The 13,297-nt window shown below is 71.6% G+C and carries 10 protein-coding genes and 1 riboswitch; of the genes, 2 read left to right on the top strand and 8 right to left on the bottom strand.

Translation table 11 applies throughout. The features are described from left to right. On the bottom strand, positions 1 to 265 hold a 265-nt coding region (locus FREUN1FDRAFT_RS34825), incomplete at its 3' end, for an FAD-dependent oxidoreductase (protein ID WP_006545080.1). Positions 266 to 569: 304 nt separating this feature from the next. On the opposite strand from FREUN1FDRAFT_RS34825, the gene gnd reads away from it, so the two are divergent. After that, on the top strand, positions 570 to 1,586 hold the full coding sequence (gene gnd / locus FREUN1FDRAFT_RS34830; RefSeq protein WP_006545081.1) for a phosphogluconate dehydrogenase (NAD(+)-dependent, decarboxylating): 1,017 nt from the start codon (positions 570 to 572) through the stop codon (positions 1,584 to 1,586). A 201-nt stretch (positions 1,587 to 1,787) separates the two neighbouring features. Here the strand turns inward: gnd and FREUN1FDRAFT_RS34835 are convergent, their stop codons facing one another. Then, a complete protein-coding gene (locus tag FREUN1FDRAFT_RS34835; protein ID WP_006545082.1) occupies positions 1,788 to 2,672 on the bottom strand; it encodes a L,D-transpeptidase family protein in 885 nt (294 codons plus the stop codon). 349 nt (positions 2,673 to 3,021) lie between these two features. Next, entirely contained in the window at positions 3,022 to 3,780 is a 759-nt protein-coding gene (locus tag FREUN1FDRAFT_RS40780) for a hypothetical protein (protein ID WP_157475742.1), read from the bottom strand. Positions 3,781 to 3,976: 196 nt separating this feature from the next. Further along, positions 3,977 to 4,098: riboswitch (TPP riboswitch) on the top strand. Between the two features lie 134 nt (positions 4,099 to 4,232). Here FREUN1FDRAFT_RS40780 and thiC point away from each other — a divergent pair. Continuing rightward, complete coding sequence (gene thiC / locus FREUN1FDRAFT_RS34845; RefSeq protein ID WP_035956926.1) at positions 4,233 to 5,975, top strand: phosphomethylpyrimidine synthase ThiC; 1,743 nt, start codon at positions 4,233 to 4,235, stop codon at positions 5,973 to 5,975. 353 nt (positions 5,976 to 6,328) lie between these two features. On the opposite strand, the gene FREUN1FDRAFT_RS34850 is transcribed toward thiC, so the two are convergent. From FREUN1FDRAFT_RS34850 to FREUN1FDRAFT_RS47595, 5 genes are all read right to left on the bottom strand, one after another. After that, positions 6,329 to 8,188, bottom strand: a complete 1,860-nt coding sequence (locus tag FREUN1FDRAFT_RS34850) for a class I SAM-dependent methyltransferase (protein ID WP_006545085.1) — start codon at positions 8,186 to 8,188, stop codon at positions 6,329 to 6,331. A gap of 150 nt (positions 8,189 to 8,338) precedes the next feature. Beyond that, positions 8,339 to 9,529 (bottom strand): glycosyltransferase, encoded by a 1,191-nt coding sequence (locus FREUN1FDRAFT_RS34855; RefSeq protein ID WP_006545086.1) that lies wholly within the window; start codon positions 9,527 to 9,529, stop codon positions 8,339 to 8,341. Positions 9,530 to 9,586: 57 nt separating this feature from the next. Continuing rightward, positions 9,587 to 10,516 (bottom strand): alpha/beta fold hydrolase, encoded by a 930-nt coding sequence (locus tag FREUN1FDRAFT_RS34860; protein WP_006545087.1) that lies wholly within the window; start codon positions 10,514 to 10,516, stop codon positions 9,587 to 9,589. Between the two features lie 82 nt (positions 10,517 to 10,598). Beyond that, on the bottom strand, positions 10,599 to 10,943 hold the full coding sequence (locus FREUN1FDRAFT_RS34865) for a phosphopantetheine-binding protein (RefSeq protein WP_006545088.1): 345 nt from the start codon (positions 10,941 to 10,943) through the stop codon (positions 10,599 to 10,601). Between the two features lie 120 nt (positions 10,944 to 11,063). Next, positions 11,064 to 13,297: polyketide synthase dehydratase domain-containing protein (locus tag FREUN1FDRAFT_RS47595; protein ID WP_006545089.1), on the bottom strand; the 2,234-nt coding region annotated here is incomplete at its 5' end.

The raw sequence follows: 13,297 nt of genomic DNA on the forward strand, positions 1-13,297 counted from the left end.
CACCGGCGGCGCCACCCGCACCGGGCGCGGCCCGCGCCGCGGCGAGGACCTCGCCCGGACGGATGAGTGTCTTGCTGGGGATGCACCCCCAGTAGGAGCACTCGCCGCCGACCCGTTCCCGCTCGACGACCACCACCGACAGCCCGGCCTCGGCGCACCGCCCCGCGACGACCTCGCCCGCCGGACCAGCCCCGATCACCACGACGTCGGGCTCGCTCGCGGCACCGGCGGGATCTCCCGGCCCGGGCACGTCGCCTCTGCTCATGAGTACGCCCTCCTCGTCGCGCGCGACCGGCATGGTGTGCGATCGGCATGGCGTGCGATCGGCATGTGTACGACCGGCATGTGTACGACCGGCATGGCGTGCGGCCAACGCGGTGCCTTCGGCCCCGTCGCACGCGACCGTCATGACCTACCCTCTCACCCTCCGCCTCCCCCTCGGCCCGGCGCGCGGCGCACGATGCACCAACAGTGACCGAGGCCGCGCCGTCGTGTCCCGAGGTCAACGGCAGGATGGTGGGTGAGGACCTCACCTTCGACCGGTCCGTGCAGGACCACCGGGAGTTCACATGCAGCTCGCAATGATCGGACTCGGCCGGATGGGCGCGAACCTCGTTCGCCGGCTTATGCGCGACGGGCACGAATGTGTGGTCTACGACGTGAATCCGGAAGCGGTGAAGGCGCTCGCCGCCGAGGGCGCCGTCGGTGTGCACTCACTCGCGGACCTCGCGGGGGCCCTGCGCACCCCGCGGGCGGCGTGGGTGATGGTGCCCGCCGGCCTGACCGGCCAGACCGTCCTCGACCTCGCCGAACACTTCGAGGCCGATGACGTGATCATCGATGGCGGCAACTCCTATTACCGGGACGACATCGACCGGGCCGCGAAGCTCGCCGAGCGCGGCGTGCACTACATGGACGTCGGCACGTCCGGCGGCGTGTTCGGCCTGGAGCGCGGCTTCTGCCTCATGATCGGCGGAGAGCCGCAGGTCTTCTCCCGGCTGGAGCCTCTGTTCGAGACGATCGCGCCGGGCGTGGAGACCGCTCCGCGGACGCCCGGGCGGTCGGGTGAGGTCACCCAGGCCGAGAAGGGCTATCTGCACTGCGGCCCGAACGGGGCAGGCCACTTCGTCAAGATGATCCACAACGGCATCGAGTACGGCATGATGGCGGCCTTCGCCGAAGGCATGGGCATTCTGGAGAAGGCCGGCATCGGCCGGTCGCAGGCCGACCAGCACGACGCGGAGACGACACCGCTGGCCCAACCGGAGTACTACCAGTTCGACTTCGACCTCCCCGCGGTCGCGGAGGTGTGGCGGCGCGGCAGCGTGGTCAGCTCCTGGCTGCTGGACCTCACCGCGACCGCGCTGGTCGAGGACCCGGAGCTGGCCGCCTTCAGCGGGCGGGTCTCGGACTCCGGCGAGGGCCGCTGGACGGTGCTCGCCGCCGTCGAGGAGGGCGTCCCGGCGCATGTGCTGACCGCGTCGCTGTACGAGCGGTTCAGCTCCCGGGGCGAGTCGCTGTTCGCGGACAAGCTGCTCTCGGCCATGCGCAAGCAGTTCGGCGGCCACGCCGAGAAGAAGGCCTAGCCGAGCTGCGGCTGAGTTGGGGCGACGTCTGGGGCGCTGCCGAGCAAGAAGTGAGGATGATGGCTGCGACAGCAACCGAAATCCTCACTTCTTGCGGATCACCAAAGGATCCTGCGCCCTTTTTGCCCCTATCGGCGTGAATTGCCGACGCGATGCGGCGACGCGGGGCCCTCGCGGGCGGCAGGGCGGCAGGGCACATGCTCACCGCACGTCGGTGGAGGCCTCGACACTCGCCCGGTCACCCATGATGATCATTGGATGGCTGCTCGGCGTCAACCAGTGGAGCACGGTCTCCATCGAGGCCTGCGGGAGGCTGACGCATCCCCGCGTGGGCGTGTTGTGGTCCACGTGCAGCCAGATGTCGCCCCCGGCCGAGCCGCCAAGCGGGCGGGTCGGATCCGACGGCGGATGGCCCGGCAGGCGGTTGTAGTCGATCGCCACGACGTAGTTGAAGGCCTCCCCCATCGGGTCACCGTCATAGCTGCCGGCCTGGTAGAAGGACGGACGGTACTCATAGGGCAGCGCGGTGCCAGGGTCCGGGTAACGCCCCCCCGCCGCGGTGAGACTGAAGACGCCGATGGGACTGCGCAGATCACCCTCGACGTGATCGTGCGTCCATCCGTTGGCACCGTTGCGACCCGCGATCTGGGCGCCGACAGGCGCCCAGGGCGAATCCTCGTCGGTGCGCTGCCAGAGCACGACCTGGTTCACCGTCGCGGATTCGTCCGCCCCGGTGACGACGATGGCCTGCCGGGTGGATGAGGGGATCCGTGACATCATCAGATCGCCCACACCTGGTATCGCGCCGCCTGCCATGTCCCCGATCGTGCCCTCTTCCTTGAGGCCGGATGCTCCGTAAGCTGCCGGGGCCGGAATGGCCGACGGCACCTCACTGCGGGCGGCCGCCGCCGAAATCTCCGGATCCGCTCCGGAGTCGACCACATGTATCGCGCCGGCGGCACCGACCACCAGTGTCGCACTGACCGCGGCCAAACCGATCGCAATCGACTGCGCGGGCACGCGACCGCCGCCCCCGTCTCCTCGCCGGCGGCCCAAGGACCGGCCGGACCTTCGGTGTGTCGACATTCCTCCGACCTCCGGGCCGAAGCCACACGTCTCCGACCACCTCCACGCCCCGCACTGGACACCACCATCACACGTGCAAGCAGACTGCTGCGCGGCAACACACCCACAATTTCGCGCAGGTGCCGGTCGCACACGATACGGGCCCGCGGCACCGGCCCCCGAACCGCTCCCGACCTGGCCTGACCGAATCGTTGTATGCGTTTATGGAATAGGAGCCTGGAGCCAGTCCAGGAGTAGTTTTCCACAGACCGGCAACCCACCATAGACACAACGGATGGACAATGCCCATTGTCTGGGTATGACAGCCCGTCCCGGCCGACTCCCCTGGCAGGAGATCGCCGACCTCCAGTCAGGTGTCATCAGCGAGCGCGACGCGATCGGCGCCGGTCTCACCCGGGCCGACATCCGGGCGCGGGTCACCGCCGGCACGTGGCGGCAGCCCGCGCCGGGAGTCCTGATCACGACGGCCGTCGGGCCGGCCCTGGTCCAGCGAGCCTGGGCCGGCCTGCTCGCGGGCGGCCAGGGAGCGGTGCTCGGCGGGGCCACCGCCGCCGAGCTGGACGGTCTGGTCGGCCACGATGACGAGGTCGTCACGGTGTTGGTTCCACCCGAGCGCCGTATCGCGCCGGTGCCCGGCGTGGCCTTCCGCCGCACGGCCCGGCTCACCCCGGCGGACGTGCACCGCGCCCGGCTGCCACCCCGCACCGTGCCGGCCCGTTCCGTGGTCGACCTGGCCGAATGGTCCGGCGACCGTGGCACCGCCCGCGCCGTGGTCGTCGATGCCCTGGGCCAGGGCTTCGTCACCGTCGAGGCGATGCGGCGGGCGCTGGCGCGCCGCGGGCCGATCACCCGGCGCACCCTGATCGGCGAGACTCTCGACGATCAGAGCCGCCGCACCCCGAAACTGCTGTCCCGCCTCTACCGGCAGATCGAGATCGCCTTCTCGCTGCCCACCGGGCAGACAGTGGCCGTCGGCTCCCCCGACCTTCCCACCGGCCGGCTCGACGTCTGGTATCGGCCCTGGCGGGTGCTTGTGCGCGTCGGCCGACCCGGCCCGGCCCTGGTGCTTTCGACCACGAAAGTGGTCCTCACTGTGCCTACCGAACATCTCTGGGAGACCCCGGAGGAGGTTGCCGCCCTGGTCGGGGCGGCGCTGCGGGAGCGCGCTCCGATCCGTCCCGCCGCTGGGCCCCACGCCTGCGCCGACCGCGCCGCGCCATCCGGCGAATGGCACGAACCGGTACGTGACGAACTTGGCGAAGATGACCAAGGGGGTGGCGAAGGGGTGGCGCCTGCCGTAGCGTCGAGGCAGATGCGGGAGCTTCCACCCTGGGAGGCTGAGAGGGCGGCCGGGCAACAGCCGGTGCCGCCGACCGCCTGAACCTGTCCGGGTAATTCCGGCGTAGGGAGTGATCAAAGGTGGTGCGTCCCATCCAGCCCGCGCAATCTGAGTCCACTTCGTCCGACAATGCACCGATTTCTTCCGAGTCGGGGCTTGCGCCCCAGCGGCCAACGGCCACCGTTCCCACCCCCGGCCCGGCCGGCGCCGAGGCGGACGGGATTCTGGCCCGGCCGTTCCCCGGCAGCCGCAAGACCTATCTGACCGGTTCCCGGCCCGACCTTCAGGTGCCCATGCGCGAGGTCGCGCTGAGCACCGGAGACAGCCTCGTCCTCTACGACACCTCCGGGCCGTACACCGACCCGGGCGCCGGGGTGGATGTGCGGCGGGGCCTGCAGGCACTGCGGTCCAGCTGGATCATCGACCGCGCAGACACCGAGGAGATCACAGGTCGGGCCGTCCAGCCCGCCGATGACGGGCGCAGCAGGACGAGCGCACCCGAGGCCGACCTGTTCATCGGTTCCGCACGCGCGCCGCGGCGGGCACTCGCCGGCCAGGCGGTGACACAGCTCGCCTACGCCCGGCGGGGCGAGATCACCCCGGAGATGGAGTTCGTGGCGCTTCGGGAAGGCCTGGCGCCGGAGCTGGTGCGGGACGAGATCGCCGCCGGGCGGGCGGTCCTTCCGGCGAACGTGAACCATCCGGAGAGCGAGCCGATGGCCATCGGCCGCAACCTCCTGGTGAAGATCAACGCGAACATCGGCAACTCGGCCGTCGCCTCGTCGATCGAGGAGGAGGTCGAGAAGATGGTGTGGGCGACCAGGTGGGGCGCCGACACCGTGATGGACCTGTCGACGGGCAGGAACATCCACACCACCCGCGAGTGGATCATCCGCAACTCGCCCGTCCCGATCGGTACCGTCCCGATCTACCAGGCGCTGGAGAAGGTCGGCGGCAAGGCCGAGGAGCTCACCTGGGAGGTCTACCGCGACACCGTCATCGAGCAGGCCGAGCAGGGTGTGGACTACATGACGGTCCATGCCGGCGTGCTGCTGCGGTATGTGCCGATGACCGCGAAGCGCAAGACCGGCATCGTGTCGCGGGGCGGCTCGATCCTGGCCGCGTGGTGCCTCGCCCACCACCAGGAGAACTTCCTCTACACGAACTTCGCCGAGCTCTGCGAGATCCTGCGCGCCTACGACGTCACCTTCTCCCTCGGTGACGGGCTGCGCCCCGGGTCGATCGCCGACGCGAACGACACCGCGCAGCTCGCGGAGCTGGCCACGCTGGGCGAGCTGACCCAGGTGGCATGGGAGCACGACGTCCAGGTGATGATCGAGGGCCCGGGCCACGTCCCGATGCACAAGATCAAAGAAAACATGGACCTGCAGGCCGAGCTGTGCCACGACGCGCCCTTCTACACGCTCGGTCCGCTCACCACCGACATCGCGCCCGGCTACGACCACATCACCTCCGCGATCGGCGCGGCGATGATCGGCTGGTACGGCACCGCGATGCTCTGCTACGTGACCCCCAAGGAGCACCTCGGCCTGCCGGACCGGGAGGACGTCAAGGCCGGCGTCATCGCCTACAAGATCGCCGCCCACGCAGCGGACCTGGCGAAGGGCCACCCGGGCGCGCAGGCCTGGGACGACGCGCTCTCCGACGCCCGGTTCGACTTCCGCTGGGACGACCAGTTCAACCTCTCGCTGGACCCGGAGACCGCCCGGGAATACCACGACGAGACACTCCCTGCGGCGCCGGCGAAGGCCGCGCACTTCTGCTCCATGTGCGGCCCGCACTTCTGCTCGATGCGCATCACCCAGGACGTCCGCAAGTACGCCGCCGAGCACGGCCTCGAGACCGAGGAGGCCGTGCAGGCCGGGCTCGCGGAGAAGTCCCGGGAGTTCGCCGAGCAGGGCTCCCGCATCTACCTGCCGCTCGCCGACCAGCAGGCACCCTGATCCCTGAGGTTGCTGATCCCTGAGGTTGCCCAACCGGCCGTCGCCCCCATCGGGGGCGGCGGCCGGTTCGCGTTTCGCCACGCCAGCAATCCACACCAATAGCCGCAATCGGGATTCGGCAATCCGCAAGAAGTGAGGATTTCGGTCGCTGCCGCAGCCAGAATCCTCACTCCTTACTCGGAAGCAGCGGCAGTGTGGGCGGCGGCAACGGAAGCCCGAGCCTCGGGACTCTACGACGGGCTCCAGAACGACCGAAATCCTCAGATCTTCAGCTGCGGCCACCGGCCGCAGCTGCTACCGAGCAAGACCCGAGGAGCTCAGGACCCGAGGGGCTGTTGAGGCGCCGGGCCAGGTCAGCCTTCCTTGCGGGCGAGCACCCGGTAGGTGTTGGACCGCCTCCCCCGTGCCAGCGCGGGCCGGGTCAGCCTGTCCAGCCCCCAGGCCAGCCCGAACGGGACGACCGCGGCCAGCAGCAGGACCGCCCGCAGCACCCGCCGGCCGATCCCCGCCCGGCTGGCGTGCACCCACGGCTCGGGCTTCGGGGCGAGGTTCGCGATGAGCAGCCGCAGGGCACGGGTGAGGTCGCCAGGGCGCTGCGCCGGGCCGAACTGGACCACGATGGGGCGCATCCCGCGGTCCTCGAGCGCCGCGAGCAGGTTGTCGACCGGGATGTAGTGCTGCCGACGCGGCACGTCCCAGCCGGCCCAGTAACGCCCCAGCCAGCGGGCGGCCGGGCAGGACGGGTTCGGCAGCTCGAGCATCAGATGGCCGCCGGGCGGCAGGGCCTTCACGGCGCCGTCCAGCTCCTCGGACGGATATCGGGTGCGCTCCAGGTAGCCGAACATGCTGATCACGTCGTAGCGCCCGGCGATGCTGTCCGCGACCTGCACAAGCTCGCCCTGGTAGGCGGCCTCGACCCAGCCGCGCGCGCACGCCTCGTCGATCGCGTCGGTGACGTCGAGCGCCCCGAAGGTGGTCATCGGCCAGTGCCGCCGCGCGACGTTGCAGAAGTGCCCGAAGCCGGCGCCGACGTCCAGCCAGGCCCGCGGGGTGACATGAGGGCGCAGCAGCTCGGCGCGGGCGCGGTCCGCCGGCGCCTCGCGCATCCGGGAGTGCTCGGCGGCCTCGACGGCGAAACCGTCCCGCCAGTCCCGCTCGTAGTAGTCCTGGCCGTCCGGGGTGAGCGCCGGGTTGAGGAAGATGTGGCCACAGCGCCGGCAGGTGTCGAGCCGGAAGCTGCCGGGCTTGCCCATGGTGAGATCCACCGAGCGCAGCCGGACGGTCAGGTGCCCGGAGCCGCACCAGGGGCATTCGGTGCTGGTCGCCTCGCGCAGCCGCCCGACGCGGCGGGCGCGGGCGACGTACCAGGCGGTCGTCTCCTCCCGGTGGCGGCGCCGGTCCTCCTTCACCGGGTCCGCGGGCAGGCCCGCGGCCTTCGCCTCGGCGGCGCGACGCCCGGCCCGCACCGAGTGGACGACGAACAGCACGATGCCGAGGATGCGCACTATCGGGCTGCGGATCAGATCCCGCGGGGCGAGCGGAACCTTTCCCGCGCACACGAAGAACGGCTGGAACCAGAACAGCAGCATCGCCACATACGCCAGGTTCTGGCTGACCTGCGAACCGACGGCCGTCCCGATGTGCGGCGCGAACGGCATGTACAGGCTGGCCGGGGTGCACGCGTAGGCACGCTGCTGGACCCGCACCCGCATGGCCGCGTCGTCCCGCGCGGCCTGCAGGCCGTGCACGACCACGAGGTCCGTCGCGTCCGGGGCGTACCGCTTGAGCTGAGCGGTGATGTCGACCAGCTCGACCGGGTCGAAATCCTCCCGGGGCGTGATCCCGATCCGGTCCAGCAGACCGCGGTGGACGAGGATCGCCTGGAAGGCGCCCCGGCCCGCGGCCGTGCGGTCGGCCCGGTAGGTGCGGGTGTCGACCATGCGGGCCACGTCGAGCGCACGCTCGACCGTCAGGTCGCCGGGGATGAGGTCGAGCACCAGCAGCCGCTCACGGCGGGCATGGTTGCTCGCGGCCCGGCAGGCGGCCTCGGACAGGCGCACACCCTCGGCGACGAGGAACACGTGGGCCGGGTCGACCGGCCGGCCGGACGCCACTGCGGTGTCCAGCCGGCGCAGCCGGCCACGCAGCCGGATGCCGTTCACCACGAGTCCGACACACACCAGAACCGGCACCAGGAGCAGCACCGTTCTCATGGCGCCACCGATCCTCCCGCCGCAACGTCGCGCCCAACCGTCGCACCGGTCTCAGCCGTTGCACCGGTTCCAGCCCCGACACCAGGTCCAGCCGCTACACCAGCTGCAGCCGTCGCACGAGCTGCAGCCGTCACACGAGCTCCAGCCACGCTAGGGCAGAAGCTTCTCAATATGGTGGGCGGCGGTCACAACCCCGCCCGCGGCGGTGAACTCGTCCCGCAGCCGGGTGGCCGCGGCCCGGTAGGACGGCTCGTCCAGCACCGCGCCGACCGCGGTCGCCAGCGTCGCCGGGGTCGAGCGCCCGAAGCGCACCCGCAGCCCCGCACCGGCCCGCACCACCTGCTCGGCGATGATCGGCTGATCGTCCCGGACGGGTGCCACCACCAGCGGCACGCCGTGCGAGAGCGCCTCGCACACCGTGTTGTTGCCGGCGTGGCAGACGACCGCGTCCAGCGAGGGCATGAGGTCCACCTGCGGCACGAACGACCGGACCAGCAGGTCGTCGGGCGCCTTCTCAGCCAGGTCGTCCAGCGACCCCGCCGGCGCGACGATGATGCCCTGCGCCCGGTCGGACATCCCCAGCAGTGCTTCGGCCGCCGCGCGCAGGAACCGCCCGCCGGCTTCCCTGGTGACCGTGCCCAGCGAGACCAGCACGGTGCGGCGGTCGGAGTCGAGCCAGGTCCAGGGGAAGTCCGGGGACGCCCGGCGGACACCGGCCGCGCACCCGACGAACACATGGTGCGACGGGTGGCCCCCGGGACGCAGCAGGGAGGGCACCGAGCAGACCAGGGTCAGTTCCTCGGAGAAACGCAGGTCGGTGCGGGTCGCCTCCGGCTCGGGCACACCGTTCGCGACCTGGAACTGGTGCAGCCGCTGGGCCACCCAGTTCCCGATGCCCGCGAGCACGGCATAGGGATCGTCGGACTCGGCCGACGTCGTCGCGAGGGTCACCCAGCGGGCCTCGCTGCGGCGCACGGCCAACGCCGCACCGACGGCCTGCTGATCGACGACGACGACGTCCGGACGCCACTGGTCGATGATCGTGGTCACGTCGCGGGCCATCGAGTCACCCAGCGGCAGGATGAACTCCTCCCACAGGAACTTCAGCGACGCGGGCCCGCGCAGCGAACGGGAGCGGGCCTCCAGCTCGCCGCGCTGCTCCGCGGTGATCTCGCCGGGCAGCGCGATGAGCGGCACCTCCGGCGGCACGAGCGGTCCGACGACACTCGTGTGCCCGACCAACGCGACCTGCTGGCCACGTGCGGCCAGTTCGCCCGCGATGCCCACCGCCGGGTTCACGTGGCCGGTCAGCGGCGGCACCACGAAGAGAATGCGGCCCATCAGTGCTCCTGGTGAGATCGGGCGTCCGCCGCAGGCGTCCGCTCAGGGCTCAGGCGCTCAGGCGTCCGCCGGCGAGCCCGCGGCGGCGGACAGCGAGGCCGTCCGATGCTCACCGTTGAGATCGGGCGGCGGGATCATCTCCCGGACCCAGACCGGCGTGTCGAAGCCGGCACCCCGCACCTGGTGGTGCGGAATCGGCTCGTCGCGCTGGAACAGCCACCACCGCAGCAGGTCCCGCAGGTAGTCGGCGGCCTCCCGCAGCACCATGTGGGTGGTCTGCTCCAGCACCACCAGCGTGCAGTCGGGCACCAGCTCGGCGAGCCCCTCAGCCTGGTCGATGATCTCCGAGTTCGCCCCGTAGACCGCCAGGACGGGCATCGGCAGCGCGGCCAGCGCCTCCCGCGAGAACGGCGGCGTGGCCAGCATGTCCTCGGCGACCGAGGTCTCCTTCAGCAGCGCCTGCGCGGAGCGCGCGATCCTGGTGACCGCGCGCCCGGCCGAGTTGGCGAGCCAGAACTCGACCTCGTCGTCGGTGACGGCGGCGAGCACCTGGGTCAGCGAGCGGGCCATCTCCTCGCCGAGCCCCTCGATGAGGAAGGGCGGTTCGACGAGCGTCAGGCTCGCGACCCGGCCTGGGTTCGCCAGGCCGAACGCGAGGGTCAGCGTCGCGCCGTAGCTGTTGCCGACGATGTGGACCGGCCGGTCCACCCCGAGCGCGTCCAGCAGGGCCGAGAGGTCCGCCAGCGAGTCGGCCATGGTGTAGCCGGTCGGCGTCCGTTCACTGCGGCCGTGGCCACGCAGGTCATAGCAGATCACGTCGCACCCCGCGCCGGCCAGGCAGTTGCCCAGCGCGAAGTAGAAACTGGAGATGTTGTCCACCACCATGCCGTGCACCATGACGACGACCGGCGAGTCCGGACCGGCCCCGCCCTTCGGTTCCAACCGCTGCACATGCAGACGGACGCCGTTGGCGACGATCTCAGCCACGCGCCTTCTCCCTAGCTTCGTTCACAGAGGTTGCCTACGCGGTCCGCTCGGGACCCACACGAGATGAGGATTCGGCCCGGCGCTACCGGGCGGCTGACGGCGCGGCGTCGTGGGCGCTGTCGACGATGAAGTCGACGACCTCCCCGACCTTCATGTTGATCACCTGGTCGACGTCCATCTCCGACAGGAAGCCGACGAAGTCGACGTGCTCCCCGTAGGTCTCCCGAAGCCGGTCGGCGAAGGTGACGAACTCGATGCTCTCGAGTTCCAGGTCCTCGTTGAACGAGGTGTCCATCTCGATCGACATGTCGACGACGTACTCCTCGCCGATCACGTCGCGCAGGATCGCCGCCACCTCGGAGAGCACACGTTCCGCGCTGGCCGTCTGGTCCGCGCTCGCGGCGGCGGTCGGCTGGTCGGTGGTCATCGCTGTCTCTGCTCCTTCTGTCTGTTGTTGAGGTCGCGGGTCGGCGAACCGCTCCGCTCCGGCCCTCGCCGCCTGTCCGGCCTGCTAGCTCTGTCCGGCCTGCTAGCTCTGTCCGGCCTGCTAGCTCTGTCCGGCCCGTTCGAGCTGTTCGACCTGTTCGGCCTGTTGGATCTGTTCGGTCTGTTCGGTCCGCTGGAGCTGTGGCGAGGTCCACGCCACGACATAGTTGCCCAGGTAGCCTCCGGCCTGAGCAACCAGCCGGTCGGCAGGCTCGAGGTCCGTCCGCGGACGCCCGGTGGTGTCCATGGTGCGCAGCGCGACCCAGCGCGGCCCGTCATCGCCACCCCGGCCGCCCGAGATCCTCGCCGGCGTGGCCGCGAGGACCGGAATCCGCAGCGGCGCCGGAAGTCCGGGCCGCTCACCCGGCTCGCCGACGGGACGAACCACCACCCCACCGGGACCGTGCGTCACCTCGGCGGCCACCGGCCGGCCGCCCTGAACCGGTCGGCCGACGACGAACCGCCGGGGATCGCCGGCCGGTCCGCTCCCGTCCGGCTTCACCGCCGCGCCCGATGCCGCCACGTCCGATGCCGCCACGTCCGATGCCGCCGCGCCCGCGTCCGCGTCCGCCGTCGTCGCCTTCGCCGCCGCCTCCTTCGCCGCCGCGAACCGGGCGAACCACACCGCCCGGGTGTCCGGGTCGTCCCCGGCCAACTCGTCAAGCAGGTGCAGCTCCTGCTCGGCGAGCACGACCGCCTCCGCGGCCCGGTCCCGCCGTTCCACCCGGCCCAGCCCGATGCCCAGGCCTGCCCCGGCAGTCGCGCTCCGGCCTACGCCTACATCTACGCCGACGTCCACGCCCGACCCGCGCTCCGGAGCGCCGTCCGCCACGATCGCGACCGCGATCTCCGGACGGTGCGCGGCGCTGACCGCCGGTCGGTGCAGCGTGGGCAGCCCGGGCCGGGCCGGCACCGCGGCCACCACCGGCTGGCCCGACGGCTGGTTCGACACGCCGACCTCGATCGGCCAGACCTCGCCGGCCCCACGCTCCCACCAGTGCCGGCGCACCGCGTCCTTGACCGCGATACGTCCCAGCAGCCAGGAGCGGGCCGCGAGCGGGTTGTGCCGCGCCAGCTGCTCGCGCTCGGCCGCGTCGAGGTAGTGGCGCAGCGACAGCTCCCGGGAGGCCGGATCCCGCCAGTGCTCCGTCACCACCAGCCAGCCGTCCGCGGTGGACTGGCCCTGCGTGTTGGCCTCCGGCGCCATCGCCATCGACCACAGGACGTCGTCCTCGGTGAAACGCCGGTCGGTCCAGCCGCGCACGTGCGCCCACAGGCGGCCGTCGGTGTGACGCAGCTCCATGTCCGCGGTCGCGGAGCGGTCGGTGACCTCCCGGATCCGCCCCAGGTAGGACAGCCCCGCCCCGGTGCCCGGCTGCGGGCCGAAGAAGCGGATCGACGCCACCGACGCGGGGAAGAGCAGCCAGTCCGACGGGAGGTACTGCATTCCCCAGTAGCCGAAGAACTGGCCGGCGTTGTCGAGCAACGCGCCGCTCGCGTGCGTCACCCGCAGCCGGCCCCGCAGGCCGGTCGGCGCCATCCCGTCAACCGACTCGATGCCCTGGTAGCCGGGACCGTGGAACAGCAGCCGATCGTCGTAGATGGCCCGGCCGGAATGCGGCGAGGAGGCCTCACCGGGAATCACCACCTCGCCCGCCGCCCCCGCGCACGGGGCGAACCCGGTGGAGACGTCGGTCGTCGCGGGCGGTGCCGGGTGGTTCGCGGCGAAGACCACGGTCGCCCGGGTGTAGCCGACCACGTCGACCCTGATCTCGTCCAGCGTGAGCGGGGTGCAGGTGATGGTCACCTGCACCGGCGGTTCGATCGCGAGCCAACGGGTGGCGCGGACGTCCTTCACCTCGACCACGACCCGACCCGGACGCAGCGCGGCGGCCTCCGCGATGATCATCTCGAGCACGCCCGTCAGCGGCACGACCGGGAACAGGTCAGACGGATCGGGCCAGCCCGGCGGCTGCCGGTAGAAGCAGTGGTCGATCACCTCGGGCATGGTCGCCAGCGAGAGCTCACGCCGCACGGTGTGACGACCGTCGGGTCCGACCGCCACCGGAGCCGACGCGGCCGCCGGAGCCGCCGACGCGGCCGACGCGGCGGGGGTGGACAGCCCGGTCGGGGTGGCCGGGGTCGGTCGCTGGCTGCCCGCCCAGCGGTCCGTGACGGTGGACAGCGCGGCGGAGGTATCCGCGATCGCGGCGCCCAGCTCGGCCAGCACCGGGTGCCCGTCGGTGGCGGGAGCCCCGGCGGTCACCGGGCGGGGGCCGGCCGCGGGCGCCGCGG

It is taken from the genome of Parafrankia sp. EUN1f (assembly GCF_000177675.1).
Lineage (GTDB): Bacteria > Actinomycetota > Actinomycetes > Frankiales > Frankiaceae > Parafrankia.

Excerpts from the sequence above, each read along its gene's own strand:
- FREUN1FDRAFT_RS34865 (WP_006545088.1), bottom strand. The coding sequence starts at position 10,943 with ATGACCACCGACCAGCCGACCGCCGCCGCGAGCGCGGACCAGACGGCC.
- FREUN1FDRAFT_RS34855 (WP_006545086.1), bottom strand. The coding sequence starts at position 9,529 with ATGGGCCGCATTCTCTTCGTGGTGCCGCCGCTGACCGGCCACGTGAAC.
- FREUN1FDRAFT_RS40780 (WP_157475742.1), bottom strand. The coding sequence starts at position 3,780 with ATGTTCGGTAGGCACAGTGAGGACCACTTTCGTGGTCGAAAGCACCAG.
- gnd (WP_006545081.1), top strand. The coding sequence starts at position 570 with ATGCAGCTCGCAATGATCGGACTCGGCCGGATGGGCGCGAACCTCGTT.
- FREUN1FDRAFT_RS34850 (WP_006545085.1), bottom strand. The coding sequence starts at position 8,188 with ATGAGAACGGTGCTGCTCCTGGTGCCGGTTCTGGTGTGTGTCGGACTC.
- FREUN1FDRAFT_RS34835 (WP_006545082.1), bottom strand. The coding sequence starts at position 2,672 with ATGTCGACACACCGAAGGTCCGGCCGGTCCTTGGGCCGCCGGCGAGGA.